Annotated in this window: 21 protein-coding genes; all 21 read right to left on the reverse strand. The window is 36.5% G+C overall.

All coding sequences use genetic code 11. The features are described 5' to 3' along the window. Positions 1–48: 48 nt before the first annotated feature. The 21 genes from BLW74_RS10045 to BLW74_RS10145 all read right to left on the reverse strand — a co-directional run bounded on the left by BLW74_RS10045 (position 49) and on the right by BLW74_RS10145 (position 18,907). On the reverse strand, positions 49–1,539 hold the full coding sequence (locus BLW74_RS10045; protein ID WP_089692278.1) for an MFS transporter: 1,491 nt from the start codon (positions 1,537–1,539) through the stop codon (positions 49–51). A gap of 105 nt (positions 1,540–1,644) precedes the next feature. Continuing rightward, positions 1,645–2,823: an acetyl-CoA C-acyltransferase gene (locus BLW74_RS10050; protein ID WP_089692279.1), complete on the reverse strand. Its 1,179-nt coding sequence runs from the start codon at positions 2,821–2,823 to the stop codon at positions 1,645–1,647. Between the two features lie 57 nt (positions 2,824–2,880). Then, on the reverse strand, positions 2,881–3,288 hold the full coding sequence (locus BLW74_RS10055) for a hypothetical protein (protein WP_139265723.1): 408 nt from the start codon (positions 3,286–3,288) through the stop codon (positions 2,881–2,883). 3 nt (positions 3,289–3,291) lie between these two features. Continuing rightward, positions 3,292–3,696 (reverse strand): hypothetical protein, encoded by a 405-nt coding sequence (locus tag BLW74_RS10060; protein ID WP_089692281.1) that lies wholly within the window; start codon positions 3,694–3,696, stop codon positions 3,292–3,294. Between the two features lie 335 nt (positions 3,697–4,031). Further along, the gene (locus BLW74_RS10065) at positions 4,032–5,414 is read right to left on the reverse strand and encodes a nucleoside permease (RefSeq protein ID WP_089692282.1); all 1,383 of its coding nucleotides are present in this window, start codon (positions 5,412–5,414) and stop codon (positions 4,032–4,034) included. Between the two features lie 21 nt (positions 5,415–5,435). Next, a complete protein-coding gene (locus BLW74_RS10070; protein WP_089692283.1) occupies positions 5,436–6,035 on the reverse strand; it encodes a bifunctional nuclease family protein in 600 nt (199 codons plus the stop codon). 189 nt (positions 6,036–6,224) lie between these two features. Then, positions 6,225–7,172: an electron transfer flavoprotein subunit alpha/FixB family protein gene (locus tag BLW74_RS10075; RefSeq protein ID WP_089692284.1), complete on the reverse strand. Its 948-nt coding sequence runs from the start codon at positions 7,170–7,172 to the stop codon at positions 6,225–6,227. Between the two features lie 41 nt (positions 7,173–7,213). Then, positions 7,214–7,960 (reverse strand): electron transfer flavoprotein subunit beta/FixA family protein, encoded by a 747-nt coding sequence (locus BLW74_RS10080; RefSeq protein WP_089692285.1) that lies wholly within the window; start codon positions 7,958–7,960, stop codon positions 7,214–7,216. Positions 7,961–8,158: 198 nt separating this feature from the next. Beyond that, positions 8,159–8,866 (reverse strand): SDR family oxidoreductase, encoded by a 708-nt coding sequence (locus BLW74_RS10085; protein WP_089692286.1) that lies wholly within the window; start codon positions 8,864–8,866, stop codon positions 8,159–8,161. A gap of 79 nt (positions 8,867–8,945) precedes the next feature. Continuing rightward, complete coding sequence (locus BLW74_RS10090) at positions 8,946–9,863, reverse strand: T9SS type A sorting domain-containing protein (protein WP_089692287.1); 918 nt, start codon at positions 9,861–9,863, stop codon at positions 8,946–8,948. A 209-nt stretch (positions 9,864–10,072) separates the two neighbouring features. After that, positions 10,073–11,452, reverse strand: a complete 1,380-nt coding sequence (locus BLW74_RS10095) for a dipeptidase (RefSeq protein WP_089692288.1) — start codon at positions 11,450–11,452, stop codon at positions 10,073–10,075. 157 nt (positions 11,453–11,609) lie between these two features. Next, positions 11,610–11,894 (reverse strand): hypothetical protein, encoded by a 285-nt coding sequence (locus BLW74_RS10100; RefSeq protein WP_089692289.1) that lies wholly within the window; start codon positions 11,892–11,894, stop codon positions 11,610–11,612. A 129-nt stretch (positions 11,895–12,023) separates the two neighbouring features. After that, entirely contained in the window at positions 12,024–13,169 is a 1,146-nt protein-coding gene (locus BLW74_RS10105) for a class I SAM-dependent methyltransferase (RefSeq protein WP_089692610.1), read from the reverse strand. A gap of 263 nt (positions 13,170–13,432) precedes the next feature. Continuing rightward, complete coding sequence (locus BLW74_RS10110) at positions 13,433–13,816, reverse strand: GxxExxY protein (RefSeq protein ID WP_089692290.1); 384 nt, start codon at positions 13,814–13,816, stop codon at positions 13,433–13,435. Between the two features lie 67 nt (positions 13,817–13,883). Beyond that, on the reverse strand, positions 13,884–14,324 hold the full coding sequence (locus BLW74_RS10115; protein WP_089692291.1) for a DinB family protein: 441 nt from the start codon (positions 14,322–14,324) through the stop codon (positions 13,884–13,886). Positions 14,325–14,332: 8 nt separating this feature from the next. Next, a complete protein-coding gene (locus BLW74_RS10120; RefSeq protein WP_089692292.1) occupies positions 14,333–14,782 on the reverse strand; it encodes a hypothetical protein in 450 nt (149 codons plus the stop codon). A gap of 17 nt (positions 14,783–14,799) precedes the next feature. Beyond that, a complete protein-coding gene (locus tag BLW74_RS10125) occupies positions 14,800–15,963 on the reverse strand; it encodes a methylmalonyl-CoA mutase family protein (protein ID WP_089692293.1) in 1,164 nt (387 codons plus the stop codon). 81 nt (positions 15,964–16,044) lie between these two features. Continuing rightward, entirely contained in the window at positions 16,045–16,401 is a 357-nt protein-coding gene (locus tag BLW74_RS10130; RefSeq protein WP_089692294.1) for an FtsB family cell division protein, read from the reverse strand. A 6-nt stretch (positions 16,402–16,407) separates the two neighbouring features. Continuing rightward, entirely contained in the window at positions 16,408–17,022 is a 615-nt protein-coding gene (udk, locus tag BLW74_RS10135) for a uridine kinase (protein ID WP_034697618.1), read from the reverse strand. A 210-nt stretch (positions 17,023–17,232) separates the two neighbouring features. Beyond that, the gene (locus BLW74_RS10140) at positions 17,233–17,538 is read right to left on the reverse strand and encodes an ATP-dependent Clp protease adaptor ClpS (RefSeq protein WP_089692611.1); all 306 of its coding nucleotides are present in this window, start codon (positions 17,536–17,538) and stop codon (positions 17,233–17,235) included. 10 nt (positions 17,539–17,548) lie between these two features. After that, positions 17,549–18,907 carry a hemolysin family protein gene (locus BLW74_RS10145; RefSeq protein ID WP_089692295.1) on the reverse strand — a complete coding sequence of 453 codons (1,359 nt, stop codon included), beginning with the start codon at positions 18,905–18,907 and terminating at the stop codon, positions 17,549–17,551. Positions 18,908–18,982 lie beyond the last annotated feature (75 nt).

Below are 18,982 nucleotides of genomic sequence, written 5' to 3' on the forward strand. Positions count from 1 at the left end.
TTTATTCGTTAAAATAAAAAAAGACGTTAAAATAACGTCTTTTCTATTTTATAATGTTTCTCTGTCGGCTCTTATTTTGACCTTGAGGAATCTGATTAAAATGAGTCCTGCGGCAAAGAATATCGTCATGGACAGTGCTGCAATACGCATATTATTGAAATGCTCAATCAAGGTAGCGAAAATGAATGTCCCTATAATAATGGCAATTTTCTCCAATACGTCATAGAAACTGAAATACGTAGTGTTTTCCATGGAATTTTCGGGAAGCAGTTTTGAGTACGTAGACCGTGACATCGCCTGAAGTCCGCCCATAACCAAACCTACAACTGCTGCTACCCCATAGAACTGGTATTCTACGGTTGGATTCTCTTTATTCAGGAAGTAAGCCCATAAACATGCAACAATCCAAAGAATGATGGCAATTGAAATCACATTTCTGTTTCCGATTCTTTTGGATAATCTTGAGAAGATAACTGCTCCGATGATGGCTTCGATCTGAATGACCAAAAGGGTTCCGATCAGTTTATCCTGAGCAAGATTGATTTCACTCTTTCCGAACAGGGTTGCCATAAGGAAAATAGTCTGCATTCCTACACTGTAAAAGAAGAAGCTGGATAGAAAGAATTTCAGATTGCGGTCTTTGAAAAGCTCTCCTCCTACTTTAAACAGTTCGTGGAAACTTTCTTTTGCAATATCTTTATAGAAGCTCAGATTGTCCTTCAATACTTCAAAAAAACCTCCCTGCTCTTCATGCTTTTTGAAGATATTTTTATAATTCAGCAATACCAAATCTTTGGGAAGCTTATCTTTCACATCCCCAAACTGAGGAAGATGTTTGAATGTATATTGGGAGAATCCAAACCACCACGCTCCTGTCAAAAGGAAACTGATTCTTGTAAATAATAACTGCTGTGCGGCTCCTTTAGCAAACACCTGAATAAGAACCAGACAGATTACTACTAACACTACGGAACCAATGTATCCGTATACATATCCCCTTGCAGAAAGGGCATCCTGTCTGTCCGGCGTTGCAATATCCGGAAGGAAGGAGTTATAGAACACCAAACTTCCCCAGAAACCTACACTGGCCGTAATACTGAATAAAAGCCCCAGAAATACATTATGCATTCCTGTAAACATCGCCAATCCCATACAAGATGTTGCTCCAAGATAGCAAAAAAACTGAAGGAAAGATTTTTTGTTTCCGATGGTATCTGCCAATGATGATAAAAATGGAGACAGCAATACTACGATAAAGAATGATATGGTAAGTGAATATCCATATACGGCATCCGGCTGATATCCTTCTCCAAAAATTTTGATGGTATGCCTTACCGGCACATCAATCCATGTTTTGGTTTCTGCTATATATTCCTTTTTCTCATACGCTGTGGTAAGAATAGAGTAATAAATAGGAAAAATAGTAGAGGTAATAACCAGGGAATATACGGAGTTCGCCCAGTCATATACAGCCCAGGCTTTCATAATCTTCGGATTATTCTTTATGTTTTTAGGCTGTCGATTCTCAGTTTCAGACATTTCAAATATAATTAGTAGCACAAAAATAGAAAAACCATTAAGAAATGGATAAGTTTTTAAAAAAATTATCAATTCCTTAATGGTAATATATTCGTAAACAGAATATTAGATATTTTCAATCACGATAGCAGAAGCGCCTCCACCACCGTTGCAGATTGCTGCTGCACCGTATTTAGCGTTATTTTGCTTTAAAACGTTAATTAGTGTAACGATAATTCTTGAACCAGAACTTCCCAGCGGGTGTCCCAGTGCTACAGCACCACCGTTTACGTTAACTTTAGCAGCATCCAATCCTAAAATTTTGTTGTTAGCCAAGCCTACTACCGAGAACGCTTCGTTGAATTCGAAGAAATCAATATCAGAAATCTCTAATCCTGCTTTTTTAAGAGCGATAGGTAATGCTTTTGCGGGAGCTGTGGTAAAGTTTTCAGGCTCTTGCGCCGCGTCAGCATAAGAAACGATTTTTGCAAGAGGTTTCAGTCCTAATTCTTCCATTTTTTCTTTAGAAACAAGGATTAATGCAGAAGCACCGTCGTTAAGGGTAGATGCGTTAGCTGCAGTTACTGTTCCTTCTTCTTTTTTGAATACAGTAGGAAGTGTTGAAATTCTGTCGAAGTTTACCGCTTTGTACTCTTCATCTTCAGCAAAGATTACAGGCTCTCCTTTTCTCTGAGGAATAGAAACCGGTACAATTTCTTCGTTGAATTTACCTTCGCTCCAGGCTTTTGCAGATCTTTTGTAAGATTCGATCGCGAAGTTATCCTGATCTTCTCTTGTAATACTATAGTCTACAGCACATTTTTCTGCACAAACTCCCATGTGTACTTTATTGTATACGTCGGTAAGACCGTCAAGCACCATTCCGTCAAGCATTTTGATATCACCTAATTTCGTAGCTACTCTTGCATTGTAATAGTGAGGAACTAACGACATGTTTTCCATACCACCTGCAACAATTACATCTGCATCTCCTGCTTTGATTGCCTGAGCAGCCATTGTAACAGCCTTCATTCCTGAAGCACAAACTTTATTGACTGTAGTAGAAGGTGTATTGACTGAAAGACCTGCTCCTAAAGCTACCTGACGGGCCGGCGCCTGGCCTTCCCCTGCCTGAAGAACATTTCCCATGTAGATTTCCTGAACAGCATTAGGATCCAGACCGATTTTATCTAATGCTCCTTTTACAGCAGTTGCTCCCAGTTTTGTAGCCGGAACTGTTGATAAGCTTCCCATAAAACTCCCCATAGGTGTTCTTACTGCGGAAACAATGAATACTTCTTTCATGTATATAATTTTTATTTAGCTCAAACGGAACCAATGCTCCGTTTTTATAGTTAGAATTTATTTTACTTTGGCGTACACTACGTCGAATGACGTACCTTCAATCTTAGTATTCACTTTCAGAAGATTATCCTGGGTAGCTACTATTTTATTGTTGAAAACATCTCCTACCTGCGCAGGATCATTTTTATCTGATTTCTCCATTACAATCGCTTTGTAATTGCAATCATCCACAAAAACCAATGTTGATTTGATAAAGTCTTTTCCATTATTGAAATATTCGGTCTGCACCTTATCTTTAATGGTCATATACCATATGGATTCAGGATAATTGGGTCTAACAAATTTACCTTCTTTGATATTGGAACATTTAGGCGGATTATCCGGTTTTTTCTGCTCTGCTGTCTGTGCGTTTGCATGGGCAGCCGCCAGTATCATTACTGCGGAAAATAGTTTTAATACGTTCATTTTTTATATTTGTGTTCTGTTATTTATTTTCTTATTCCCTGCTGCAAAAATCAGAAGAAAAGCTCCTAAAAATTCTACGATCCAGCCCCATCTCAGCTTAACGATTCCTGCAAAAGTTTCCTGCCATGATTTGAATGGTAAGAAGCTGAAATACTGTAAAGACTGCATTTTTACTGCCAACAAGGTAAATGCAAATAAAAGAATAAGCAGAATACCAAAAAGCCTTACAATTTTGGCACTGTTATTCACGATCCCGAAAACCGCACATGCAGAAAAAATCCAGCATGCAATAGCCAGGTAATGATCAAGTTTCCAATAGTTCCAATTCCCGATTACAGGTACATGTACCAAGGGTAAAAAACTACCTGTAACTACTAAAAGTAATCCTAATAACTGAATATTTTTCATATTTACTAAAGTGCCAAAATACAAAAAAAAACACACTTTTAAAGAGTCTGTTTTAAAAATAGAAATTCCGTACCCGAACACTTGTTAGTTATAAAAAAGGTCTGATATTTTTAATAATTACACAAAGAAAAAAGGTATTTATTATCAAATTAAAAATTAACATTTAAGGATTCTATATCAGTCTGAAGTCCTTATTTTTCTCCGGGAAAGCATCGTTTCAGAAATCGGGAATAAAAGTATTTTTTAATAAACAGTTTCCAGACAGCGCAAGGATTTAAAATAAAAAAATTGCATTCTTTTTCAAAAATGCAATTTAATATCTTATTAAGTTTTAATTAATGTTTTACAGATGAAACATCTTCCGGGTTATGTTTATGTTTAAACAGTATACCAAAAAATATTGCCAGCACCAGTGCATAGATTGCGAAAGAAAGCCAAATTTGCTGCCAGTCTTTTACCATTACTACTGCTGAAAGAGTTCCGTCTGCATTCACCGCTGAGTTGAAACTGTTCTTTAAAATTTCCAGAAAAGTGGGATTATCCGGAGTTGTTTCCAGATAAGCAGACAGATCTGAAGCTGTTGTAAATTTATGGGTGAAGAATTTATCAATAGCCCAACCTGCTATATAGCTTCCAAAAACCGCTCCGAAACCGTTGGTCATCATCATAAATAATCCCTGCGCTGAAGAACGTATCTTTTTATCGGTGGTAGTTTCTACGAAAAGTGATCCCGAGATATTAAAGAAATCGAAAGCCATTCCGTATACAATGCAGGAAAGAATGATTAATGAAAGCCCAAACCCGTCCGGAACACCGTAAGCAAAGAAACCAAATCTTAAAACCCAGGCCAGCATAGACATCAGCATTACTTTTTTGATTCCGAATTTTTTCAGGAAGAAAGGAATTGCCAGAATAAACAGAGTTTCCGAAACCTGAGAAATTGACATGATGATTGTAGATCTCTGTACTACGAATGAGTCTGCATATTTCGGAAAATGGGCAAATTCACTTAAGAATACATCTCCGTAGGCATTGGTAAGCTGAAGTGCCGCCCCTAAAAGCATTGAGAATAAGAAAAACAATGCCATTTTATAGTTTCCAAAAAGCTTGAATGCATTCAGTCCTAATTGCTCGGACAACGGAGAGTTTTTGTCAATAAGCTTTTGTGGAGGACATTTGGGTAGGGTAAGAGCATAAATTCCTAAGAAAATAGCTACTGCTCCACCAATATAAAACTGTCCTTCAGTGGCTTTATTTCCACTAAGGTTGGTGATCCACATGGCTACAATAAAACCGATGGTTCCCCAAACACGGATGGGTGGAAAGTCTTTTACCACATCCAGATTGTTATTTTTCAGGATTGTATAAGAAATGGAATTGGCTAATGCAATAGTAGGCATGTAGAAACACATGGCCAGAAGCATCACCGAAAAGAAAGAATTCGGATCTGCAGAATGAGGCAGTATGAAAAGAATAACCCCATAAAGAATGTGTAATACTGAAAATATGCGTTCCGCATTAATCCAGCGGTCAGCGATAATTCCAGTAATGGTTGGCATAAATATGGAAGCAATTCCCATTGTTCCGAACACCGCTCCAAACTGCGTTCCGTCCCAATGTTTGGTGCCAAACCAGAAGTTTGCCATCGTAATCAGCCATGCTCCCCACACAAAAAACTGGAGAAAGCTGAGGATGGTCAGTCGTAATTTTAAATTCATAGTTTATATAAAAAGTATCTCTTAGTCAATTTTCTTTTTCCTCCTCTTGATTTCTTCCTGAATTTCAAGGGCGGTATCGTAGTCTTCTTCTTTAACGGCATCATCCAATAACTTCTGAAGTTCTTCCATAGAAAGAGATTTCAGGTTATCTTCTGTCTGTACTGTTTCTGAGAAGGATTGATCTTCTTTTGCAACGTCTTCCAGCTCCAGTAAAATACCGGCTTCATTTAAGACCTGCTGTGTGGTGAATATGGGTGCATCAAATCTTACAGCCATTGCAACAGCATCAGAAGTTCTGGCATCAAGAATCATTTCTTCATCGGTCACTTTATTTTTAAAATTGATATTAGAGAAAAATACTCCGTCTACGATCTGGTAGATGATGACAGAAACCAACTCATAATTGGCAGAAACTATAAATTTTGAAAATAAATCGTGAGTAAGAGGACGCGGCGGATGAATATCTTTTTCCAATCCTAGAGAGATAGACTGGGCTTCGAAATTTCCTATAACAACAGGTAATTTTATGTGTGTTTCTTCATGCTCCAGTAACAATGCGTACGCCCCTGATTGTGTCTGGCTGTACGATATTCCGCGAATAATTAGCTGCTTATAATCCATAGCTACAAATATAGATTAATTTTTTATTGTGATTTCACTTTTTTACGCAAAAATAAAAGCCCGGAAAGCCGAGCTTTTATTGATATTGTTGATGATAGTCAAAAGTCAATAGTGAATTTTGCTTCGCAAGTGAATTATTTAATTAAAAATTGACGGGCGAAGCGAACTGACAATTCACCATTCACTTTCTTATCCTTTAATGGCTTTGATTTTCTCTGTTAATGCAGGAATAATCTGGAAAGCATCTCCTACCACCCCGTAGTCAGCAGACTTGAAGAACGGTGCTTCAGGATCACTGTTAATTACTACGATCGTTTTTGAAGAGTTTACTCCGGCAAGGTGCTGAATAGCTCCAGAAATTCCTACTGCCACATAAAGATTAGGTGAAATTGCTTTACCGGTCTGCCCTACGTGCTCTGTGTGAGGTCTCCATCCGATATCAGAAACCGGCTTAGAACATGCTGTAGCAGCTCCTAAAACGTTTGCCAGATCTTCAATCATTCCCCAGTTTTCAGGACCTTTCATTCCTCTACCTGCAGAAACCACTATTTCCGCTTCTTTAAGGTCTAATTTACCTGAACTCTGCTCGTGAGAAATCACTTTGGTATCTTCATTAGCAACAGATAAGTTTTTCACTTCTTCTGAACCTGCTACTGCGTTTTCTTTAACACCGAAAGCATTTTGAGAAACGGTAACAATGACTCCGTTTCCTTCAGCTTTTGCATGCATGAAACCTTTTCCTGAGAAAGCTCTTCTTTTCACCTGGAAAGGAGAAAGGTTTTCAGGAGCTTCCAAGGCATTCGTTATTAAAGAATAGTTCTTCATTACCGCAAGCATAGGAGCTACGGAAGAAGCGTCTGTAGTATGAGGAAAAACGATGATATTTCCGTCTGCTACTTCATTTACGGCCTGTGCAAATGCTTTTGCCGAGAAGTTTTTAAGACCTTCATCTTTGATATTGATAACGTTTGATGCTCCATATTTGTATAATAAATCTGAAGAATCTGTTGGGTTTACAGAGATTGCTGTAACAGTATCACCTGCCTTATCAGCAATAGCTTTAGCGTAAGAAACTGCTTCGAAAGCTGCTTTTTTGTAAACTCCGTTTATATTTTCTGCGTATACGAATACTGCCATTATTTTACATTTAAAAAATTAAAAGATTGAAAATTTAAAGATTAGATTACTTTCGCTTCTTCGTGAAGCAATCTTACCAATTCATCCAGGTTATCAGGAGAAACCATTTTCACAGCTGCTCTCGGCGGTACACTGTCATAAGATACTCCCTGTACTTTTACTTCTGAAGAAGAAGGCTCTACTACCTGCAGAGGTTTTGTTCTTGCAGACATAATTCCTCTCATATTCGGGATGATAAGGTCTTTTTCATCTACCAATCCTTTCTGCCCGGCAATAATGGCCGGCAATTTTACAGAAATAGTTTCTTTACCTCCTTCAATTTCTCTTACTGCAGTAGCTTCGCTTCCGTTTACCTCTAAACCTACTGAAGCGTTTACGAAAGGCTGGTTCAGCAGCTGAGCCACCATTCCCGGAACAGATCCTCCGTTATAGTCGATAGATTCTTTTCCGCAAAGGATAAGATCATATCCTCCGTTTTGAGCCACAGCGGCAATTTCTTTTGCTGTAGAATAGCTGTCTTTCGGATCAAGATTTACTCTTACAGCATCGTTAGCACCAATAGCCAAAGCTTTCCTTATGACAGGTTCTGTGGCAGCATCTCCTACGTTGATTACTGTTACTGTTGCTCCCTGAGATTCCTGAAGTTTAACCGCTTTTGTCAACGCAAATTCGTCTAACGGATTAATAACCCACTGAATTCCGTTTTTGTCGAAAGCAGATTTGTCTGCTGTAAAGTTAATTTTGGAAGTAGTATCCGGAACACTACTAATACAAACTAATATTTTCATATGTTGTTCTTAATTTTTTTATTGGTCATATGTAACCTTAAGGTTTCATGTATACTATTTTATTTTTTCCCTTTAATGCATAAAATCATGACAGTTTATGCAGAGATTTTGTTTAAATTAATTTTTGCTAATATAAATAAAAAATATATTATGCATGCATAATACTTAGTAAATTATTATTCAATACATTAGAAGTGGTTACTTCGCTGGTTTTGTTGCCCTAAACTCTATTTTGCTTGGCAAAACTCTTGGGTTCATCTTTAAAATATCCAATACAAGATTCCCCATATCTTCAGGCTGAATCTTCCAGTTATCCTTTTCTGAAGGAATATTTCCGTTAAAGTGGGTTGCTACGGAACCTGGCATAATCACGGTGGATTTAATGTTATATTTTCTTAAATCAATCATAGCAGCCTGCGTAAAGCCAACGACCCCGAATTTTGAAGCATTGTATCCTGTTCCGTTCTCAAAAAAGTTGGCTCCTGCCAGGCTGGAAATGGTGATATAGTATCCTTCCGTCTTTTTTAATTCTTCCACAGAAGCTTTTAAGGTATAAAAAACGCCGGTAAGATTGGTTTCTATCATATCATTCCATTCTTCGGCTGTGAGCTCGTCTACGGGCTTAAAAATTCCCAATCCGGCATTTGCAATAATATAATCCAGTCTTCCGAACTTTTCTACAGTGTATTTTACAGCTTCCTGCTCGCTCTCCAGACTTCTTACATCAGAAACAATACCCAATACATTTTCTGAATACTGCTTAAGTTCTTCTTCCGCCTTCATCACATCCTCTCTTTTTCTTCCTGAAAATGCTACTGATATTCCGTTTTCAAGTAAAATTTTCGCAATTCCGAAACCTATCCCTTTGGTTCCTCCTGTAATATAAGCTGTTTTATTTTCTGACATATGATTTAAATTTTAATTCTCTAAAATAACAAAAACGCCCCAATTAGAGCGTTTTGCTGGTCCTAAGATTTATCAGGATTTATTTTTTTATAAATTTTTCCGTAAAGTTTCTGTCCTCCGTTTCTATATTCAGCAGATAGCCTCCTGAAGGCAGACTTCTTACATTGACCTGATTACCGTTCACTGGTACATCCATTCTTTTTCCTGACCTGTCATACACTTCAATATGTTTAATTTTTTTAGAAGCAGTAATTTGTAGAGTTTCTGATGCAGGATTAGGATAAACGGACAGTTTCACATGGTCTTTAACCCTGTCATTTGCAGATAATGCTGCTTTCGTATTAATTTTAATATTATCAATATAGGCTGATCCCAATGCATTATTATGAACAAAACGCAGCTGATTGATATTCACAGCACCTGCAGGTGAGCCTGTATAAATGAGACTATCATTAAGGTAATACCTGATATCTGCAGCGGTTCCTATAATTTTAAATCTATACCAAGTATTGGGCAGCCAGTCTGAAGGTATCGTGATGAGATTCTGCACGCCGGACAGGGTATTCAGAATCTTTACCACTCCGGTTTTATCAAAATCTAATCTTACAATCTGCTGATCATCAATATTATTAACGCCCTGAAAACCAAAATCAGAACCATTGAGCTGTGACATATTGATATCAAAAGATACAGAGAAGTTGTTGTAAGAAAGGGGGATCTGGAGGTTATAAAATCCTCCGATGACAGGTTCCGACTGGGTTCCGTAGGTTGCTTCCTTTACAATTTTCAGAGAAGCGCTTCCATCGCTGGCTTTATCTACAGTGATCATCTGATGGGTTATATTTTCCGGTACACCGCCCGTAGGAGTGCTGATCCATCCTGCCTGTCCGTTGATATTTCCGGTGCTGAACCCTTCATTGGATTCAAAAGATACTGTCTGTTGTGCAAAAAAGCACATTGAACACAACAAAAATGCAATTGAGTAGTATTTTTTCATAGTAAATCAAGTTTTGTATTAAAAATATAAACTTTCCATGAATGGTGAAATAACTTATTGCAAATAAAAATTAACCCTTTTATTTTCAGTGAATTTAATTTTTAAAGTCAGTGAAAATACTACTGAAAATGCTATAGCAATTTAGAATTGGGCAAAAAAATAAGGTATTTCTTTGCAGAAACACCTTATGATCTATTATTTTTTTTGAATTACTTTGAATAATTCTCAAAAAACATTGGAATACTTTCAATTCCTTTATAGAAATTAAATAATCCATAATGTTCATTGGGAGAGTGAATTGCATCAGAATCCAACCCGAAGCCCATCAGAACAGATTTCGCGCCTAAAACCTGCTCAAACATAGCGGTAATAGGGATACTTCCTCCGCCTCTGTACGGAAGAACTTCTTTTCCGAATGCTGATTCCATTGCCAGTTTTGCTGCTGCAAATTCTTTGGTATTGGTTGGTAAAACATACGGCATACCTCCGTGGTGGGGAGTAACTTTTACTTTTACGGTGTCCGGTGCAATCTTTTGGAAATATTTCGTGAATTTTTCCGTGATCTCCTGCGGCGTCTGGTAAGGAACCAAGCGCATAGAAATTTTAGCAAAAGCTTTTGAAGGAATTACTGTTTTTGCCCCTTCTCCTGTATAGCCGCCCCAGATTCCGTTGCAGTCTAAAGTAGGACGGATTGATGTTCTTTCTAACGTAGTATATCCTTTTTCTCCTTCAATATTGCTTAATCCGATTGATTTTTTGAATTCTTCCGGATTGTCTTTCAATTTGTTCATTTCGGCTCTTTCTTCGTCTGAAACTGTTTCTACGTTATCATAGAATCCGTCAATCGTAATATGACCGTTTTCGTCAATCAGGTTAGCGATCATTCTTGAAAGGACGTGAATAGGATTTGGAACTGCTCCTCCATAAAGGCCTGAGTGCAGGTCTCTGTTGGGCCCTTCCACTTCTACTTCCACATAGCTTAAACCTCTTAACCCTGTTGTAACAGTAGGCTGCTCGTTGCTGTAGATATGTGTATCTGAAATTAAAATACAGTCGCAAGACAGTTTCTCTTTATTTTCATTCACCCAGTCACCCAAGCTTACTGACCCTACTTCTTCTTCTCCTTCTAAGATAAATTTAACGTTGCAAGGAAGCGCATTGGTTTTCATCATGGCTTCAAAAGCTTTCAGATGCATGAAAAACTGTCCTTTATCATCCGCAGAACCTCTTGCGAAGATCGCTCCTTCCGGGTGTAATTCAGTTTTCTCAATATATGGCTCGAAAGGTGGCTTCGTCCATAATTCCAATGGATCTGCCGGCTGAACATCATAATGACCGTATACCAGTACTGTAGGTAAATTTTTATCTAAAATCTTTTCTCCGAAAACAATAGGATATCCTTTTGTCTGGCAAACTTCCACATTGTCAGCGCCTGCATTTTTAAGGTGTGCTGCCACTACCTCTGCGCATTTCAGTACGTCATCTTTATATGCCGGATCTGCAGAAATAGAAGGAATTCTCAATAACTCAAATAATTCATCCACGAAACGCTGTTTGTTTTCGTTAATGTAATTTAATGTCTCTTGCATTGTAAAAATTTATTTTGTTAAAATTAAAAAAAATGACCGGCAGAGGCAAACAAAAAGGAAGTATTTTCCCAACCCTGTGCTATTGAACTCCTTAGTCTGATTTTTTAATAAAAAATGCCCTGTAGAAACAGGGCACTTGTATATTTTGTACTACTAATTAGTGTTCAGCTTTTGGAGCCTTTTCAGCTTCAGCAGGTTTTGCAGCAGCAGTACTGTCCGTTTTAGGTGCAGCAGCTTCTGGCTTCGCAGCTTCTTCTTTGTGTCCTTCAGCAGTTGCAGCAGCTTCATGACCGTGTCCGTGAGCTTCTCCTCCCTGTGCGTCGTCAGAATATCTTTCTACTCCTTCTTCCAGTTTTAGAGTATTCTTATTCCCTCCCGCAGGTACTTTTTTACAGCTAACAGCTACAGTTGCAATAGCTAAACATATAATCAATTTTTTCATATGTAAAATTTAATTTTTTAAAAATCTTATGAAACCGCGCTATTTTTGGTTATTGAAACAGCCCGCGATTTCATGCTTCAATTTTTGATTGCCCAAAATTAAGAAATCCTGCATTTTTCAGCAACATTTTTATACTGATTTTAAAATAATTTTCCCTTTTTTGGATTGTGTAAAAATAAGATAACCGTCTCCTCCATCTTTCAGCCCGTATTTCTTTTTGATTTCTTCCGGCTTTAAAGGGTAATTTTTTGAAATAATATTGAACTGCTCTTTCTTTTTAATCTTTTTAGAATCAACAACTTCCATTTCCAAAACTCTTCCGGGAAAGTTTTCATTTTTTTCAGCCGAAGTATACAAATGGCTGTTAGGATGCAGTTTTTTCACTCCGAATTTTTGCGAGATCAAATTAAAAACACCGGCTTTCAGGATAGAATGATTGGGAATATAAATGTACTTTTCAGGCTCAGCATATTCCGCCTGAGCTTTCTCTTCTTCTCCGAATGTGAATGCAAAGGCTTCTTCTCCGCTTTCAAGATTTACACAGTTACAGATAATTTCATCTGTATGCTCATGAGATAAAAAGACAACTACTTCCTTTACATCATTTTTCAAAGCGATAATATCAATGCGTGAAATTCCCGGTAATACCGAAATAAGATATTTAAGATCAATAAGCGGGGAAAGTTTGATAACCACCTGTCCGGAAGCAGAGCGTAATTTCCCCTGAATTTCAAGGATATCAGGAGAAAGGTCTTCCAAAAGAAAAACTTTGTTTTTCTGCTCGTCTCTTCTGGCCGGATCAAGATAAATAACATCAAAATAGTCCTGATTTTCGTCTAAAAAATCTTCAAGCTTTAGATTGATAAACTTTGCTTTACGATCTAAAACAGCCCAGTTATGCTCCACAATTTTTAAAAGCTCAGTATTCTGTTCTACTAATGTAATATGATCAAAATTTTGTGAGAGATAATAGGCATCAATACCAAAACCACTGGTAAGATCAAGAAATGTGCTCCCTCTCAGAAGTTCAGATTTGTAAAGAGCTGTTTTTTCAGATGATGACTGCTCCAGATTAAGCTGTGGCGGAAAGATAATGCCTTCTTTCAAGAGAAATGGAAATTTTCTCTCTGCGACCTGTTTTCCTTTGATCTGCTGAACAATTTCCTGCATGGAAACTTCTGGAAATGGGGATTTTTTTAATAACAATGAGTGCAGATCTGTTTTTAGATTTGCATTGATATAGTTTTGGATTTCTTTGTTTGATATTTTAACCACAGATGACACAGATTTTCACAGATGTTTATGTTTTATTTAGTTCAATCCAGAGATACTTTCTCTTTTTATTTTAAAATTTTGTACAATTTATAGTTATTTTTAATTATAGAAAATAAGGGTTTTCGCCGATTTTTATATCTTATTTTATTTTCTAATATGTCTCAAGACAGAGATACTCTCGTAATCTTTTTCTTTTTAATTAATAAAAAAATAGGCACAATCATCTGTGAAAATCCGTATCATCTGTGGTTATTTTTAGAAGGTTAATCTAAACTCCCTCTTACTTTCCGAATAATACTTTTGCTAATATAATCAGTATTAAAATTAACAAGAATCCCTAATTTTAAGCCTGTTAACTTTAAATAGGTTAATAACTGCTGATGATGGATATTCGCTATTTCTGTGACCGCTTTCACTTCTATAATAATTTTATCTTCAACAATTATATCTGCAATAAAACTAGAGTCAATAATAATATCTCTGAATTTAACTTTCATTGGAACTTGAGTATTCACTTTTAATCCGTTGTTCTCAAGTTCATAAGCTAAAACTTTTTCATAAACTTTTTCCAAAAGCCCTGGGCCAAGTTCATTATACACAGAAAATATGGATTTTCTGATAAAAAAACTTATCTCATTTTCTTTCATAATATTTGCATTTTGTGTTTTTATAAATCTACACAAAATCTTTCCAGAAAATGATTATTTACTAAAATTATCTCTTATAAAAAATATAGTCAGTCAACACCGTGGTTATACCGTTCTGCTTAAGCAAAGCGTTGATTTGCCCTCTGTGATAGGTGGAGTGGTTTACTGCATGAAAAAGCATTTCAAAGACGGTATTCTCAAACTTTGTTCCTTTTGAGTTCTGATATTCTATCTTGGTGTCCCAATCACGATTGTTAATAATATCAATGCTTTTAAGAAAGTTCTTCTGATTGAGCTCTACCAGAGATTCAAAGGGATTGATCTGCCATACTTCAAAGGTTTCCTCTCCCAATATCCGGGCATTCCAGATCTGTTGTGCGTTAAGCGTGTGATTAATGAAACTAACTGTTTTATCGTCTACAAGTGCTCTGTTTTCAGAGATCACTTTAATCATCTCCATATTGAAATGACGGGTATATTCAAATAAATCAATCAGTTTTTCTTTCATTTCTAATACTATAAGTCTTTTTCTCTATGCAATATTATTACATTTGGAGATGCAGGATCAATATCTGCCGGATTTTTGTTTTCAAAGTCGAAGAACATCTGCAATTCATTTTCATTAATAAACTGAATCAGTCCGCTTAAAAACTTACTTTCTTCCAGTTTATTATCGAAATCATTGTATGATCCGATCAGATTGAATTTGATAATTTTTTTTGAAAAATCAGCAGTATATTTCACATGTCCGATTTTACCTTTATTGGGGCCGTCAGGAATTACATAATTTCTGCCGTCAATATTCAATCCGTCAAGCTCTGCTTTTATATAGCCGTCGGAAAAAAATGTAAATGAGCCATAGCTACCTGCGTCTGTTCCAACCCATTTTCCATATAAATCTTTCTCACTTTGAGAAAAACATAATCCGAAAAACAATAAAAGGAAAATCAAAAAACTTTTTTTCATGGTATTAGTAGATGTTTTCACTCAAACATTTCAGCCCAGCGAACTGCTTTAATTTCTTTTTCGTTGTAAAGATCTGCGATAGTCTTTTTAACATCTAATTTTGGGTAGAGATTCACTCCTATCAGTTTTATTTTTCCTTCTTCAATCCATTGCTGCTCTTCTATTGCATGATCGTAGATTTTTTTCTGGATAGTTCCCTGCTGTATTAACTTAAGATATCCTCCAGCTTCTTCAATTTCCACAAATAGATCCCATGCTTTTTCCGCAAACTGACGGGTGATATCTTCTACGTAGTAACTTCCGTTGGAAGCATCTTCAAATACATTGATAATGCTTTCGTAAGCGAGAACAATCTGCTGTTTGAAAGAGATTTCTTCTGAATTATCTGTACTCCTGTCAACAAGATAATTATTAGAAAAAACAGCATCCGCACCTCCGATCATTGCAGAAGCCAGCTCTAATGTAGAGCGGATCAGGTTGTTTTCGTTGTCAGCAACCGCTTTATTTCGCAATGAAGTCTCTGCAAAAATGTATGGAACTTCATCCAGCCCATATTCTTTGGAAAACTGGTTGAAAACCATCTTAAATGCTCTCAGTTTGGCCATTTCAAAGAAATAGTTACCTCCTACAGCTATTCTGAAGATCAGTTTATGTATAATTTCCGATCCGTAAGCTTCTACCAGTTCCTTGGCCTTTGCAAGAGCAATTCCAAGCTGCTGACAGATGGCGGCTCCGGCATTTTGGTGCAGTGAGATGTCTACACAGATGCTTCTTTTAAATTCTTTGGCCAGTAATTCTTTTACGAGCTGATCATCAATGCTTCCTTCTTTTTCATTAAAAACATCTATCAGCGAAAAATACTGGTCTTCTTCTTTGGGACTGATATGCCCTGCAAGTTCTTTGTTATTAACAAAAATGGTCTTCTGATCAAGATTTTCTACATTCTGATCAAGAACAAATGCAAATACTTCTTCTTCCAGACTTTCATGGTATCTTGCTACCAGATGGGTGCTTTCTTCAACTCTGGGAAGATTGGACAGAGGTTTCTGAACTTCTGTATAAAAAGGCTTCACCTCTACTCCTTCCAGGTTCTGTTTTTCTAAAACAGAGTAAATATCCTCCGTTTTAAGCTGTTTTTTAACTAGATTTTCCCAGTTTGAAAGTATATCTGTATTTGACATTAGTTTTTTTATTTTTGAATTGTTGATGGAGCATTCTTAAAGCTAAAAATCTGGCATCAACATAATTTTATTCAACTTTTATTACTTTTTAGCAACTTTTGTACTGTCTACCACCAGAATGAAGATCTCTTCATTCGGTTTCTTCATAAAATAATTCTCTCTTGCATACTTTTCCTTTTCTGATTTATTGTTCATCAGCTTTTTGTAAAAAGCATCATTTTTCTCGTATTCCTTTTTATAGTACTCCAGCTGATCTTCATACTTATTAATTTCGCCATTCAGCTCATTGATGACAAGAAACGAGGTTTTATCGAAAAAAATCATCCATACCAAAAACAGACAGATCGTAATGGTATACTTGTTCAAAACATATTTCTGGATAAGCTTGAATGTTTCAGATTTCGGCTGAATGTCTTTGATAAGGTTGTTTTCTTCCATATTTTTCTAGTGTTTTTTCAATGAGTTTTTAATAACGGTAGTTAAAAAATCAATGGCTACGGAATTCTGCTTCATATTGGGAATAATAAGATCGGCATCATTTTTAGACGGCTCGATGAATTCCTGGTGCATGGGCTTCAATGTAGTCTGATAACGGTGTAATACTTCGCTAAGATCTCTTCCCCTTTCCTGGGTATCTCTTCTGATCCTCCTGATCAGTCTTTCGTCAGAATCTGCATGTACAAATACTTTCAAATCAAATTCTTTCAGTAATTCTTTGTTAGTAAGAACAAGAATTCCTTCTACTACCAATACGTTTTTAGGTTCTACAGTGACATGATCTCCTGTTCTGGAATGCGTGACAAAGCTATAAATAGGCTGCTCGATAGACTCATTATTTTTTAAAGCTTTTACATGTTTTATCAGCAGGTCAAAGTCTATAGATTTCGGATGGTCATAGTTTAGAGCTTCTCTTTCCGTTAATGTAAGACCTTGGTTGTCGTGATAATAATTATCCTGAGAGAGGATATTCATTCCCTCAATATCAAGCTGCTGAAGTATTTTATCAACAACTGTAGTTTTGCCGGATCCTGTACCACCGGCAATTCCTATTACAAGCATTGTTTTTTTGTTTCTTTATAGTTGGTACAAATATACTATTTTAGATAAAATATGACAATGTAAGAGTGTTGAGAAATTAAAAGATTAAAGCATTTAAGGATTGAAAGATGAGCCGGAATCCCGTTAGTCCTTATGATTTATTGTTATTCTACAGCATTCTTCTCCGGATTCAATAAAAAAACCGGCCAATTGATTGCCGGTTTTTTTATTTTAAACGATTTCGCTTGTTAATTCGCGCGAAATTAATTTTTCATGCATAGGTTTCAAAACATCCATTGAACCTGTTTTTACGGTACACTTGCCTTTATAATGAACTAGAATTGTGCATTGCTCAGCCTGCTCCAGTGTGTGTTTGCATATTTCAATCAGGCAGTCTATTACATAATCAAAGGTATGCACATCGTCATTATGCAGTACCAGTTTATATACTTCATCCGTATCATCCAGAACGAGAACTTCTTCTTCGTACTGACGTTTCGGGTTTTCGTAATCTTTTATGCTGTTATAAAAACTCATTTTCATTCTTTTACACTTCTCCTATTTTATCTGCCAGACTATCAATAGCGTTAGGCTCATGATAGACCAGCTCTACAAGTTCTACACTTTTATTATTCATTTTCAGAATCTTAAAATGATAATTTTCAAGATCAAACTCCTGATTTTCTTCAGGGATTTCCTCCAGCTCATACAGGATAAATCCGGCTAATGAATTGTACTCGCTTTCTTCGGAAAGTGGTAGTTTTTTAGGCAGGAATTCGTTAATTTCATCCAAAGGCTGTGTAGCCTGCACCCAATAGGTATTATCTGCTATTTTATCAACAATCTTTTCTTCATCGTCTTCTTCATCCTGAATTTCGCCCACAAGTTCTTCCAGAATATCTTCCAATGTAATAATTCCTTCAGTTCCTCCAAATTCATCAATTACAATGGCAATATGCTGTTTTTTCAGCTGGAAAGTTTTCAGAAGGTCTGAAACTTTTTTACTTTCTACTACAAAAAAGGCATCTCGCATTAAGTCTTTGAGGTCTTCATGATCCAGTTCCCCTTTTCTCTTCACAAATTCTCTGATGATTTCCTTTGTGTAGAAAATTCCGATGATATTGTCAATAGAATCAATATAAACTGGAATACGGGAATAACCGCTGTCCATAATTTTGTTAATAATATCGTTGATATCTTCTTCAAAATCTATGGAAGTAATATTCTGTCTTGGAACCATGATCTGCTTTGCAGAGTGGTCTGTAAAATCAAATGCATTTTTGATGATCTCGTAGTTCTCCTCTTCAATTTCACCGCTGTCTGCACTTTGTTTTACCAAAAGCTGAAGTTCTTCCGTAGAATGAATTTCCTGTTCAGAAGCAGGGTGAATTTTAACCAGTCTTAAGAAACCATTTGACATGGAGTTCATTAACCAGATAAACGGTTTAAAAATGGTGTAGAAGACTCTTAACGGAACAGCAGTCGCCATTGTAGTGGCTTCAGATTTTCTGATCGCGATAGATTTCGGAATAAGCTCACCAAATACAATATGCATGATGGTAATCAATACAAAACTGGTTACCACTGAAATTGTGGTAATTGTTGTCTGTGTAAGATCAATACTCAAAGAGGTGAAAATATTTTCAACAATATGATGCAGCGCACTTTCACCTACCCAACCCAGGGCAAGGGATGCTAATGTAATTCCTAATTGTGTAGCGGAAAGATATTCATCAAGATGCTTAATGATATGTTCTGCCTGTTTTGCCATAGAGTTTCCTTCTGCGGCTTTTAACTGAATTTGTGAGTAACGAACTTTAACAATTGAAAATTCTGCGGCTACGAAAAAGCCATTTAGTAAAACAAGAAATAAGGCCAGCAAAAGCCTGACTATGTCCGAGTCCATTTAGAGATTGTATATATTTTATTAAGTACAAAGATATGTAAAATAAAAATAACCTGAATCCGGGATTGATTATTT

The sequence above is a fragment of the Chryseobacterium culicis genome (assembly GCF_900108365.1).
In the GTDB taxonomy this organism is placed as follows: domain Bacteria; phylum Bacteroidota; class Bacteroidia; order Flavobacteriales; family Weeksellaceae; genus Chryseobacterium; species Chryseobacterium culicis.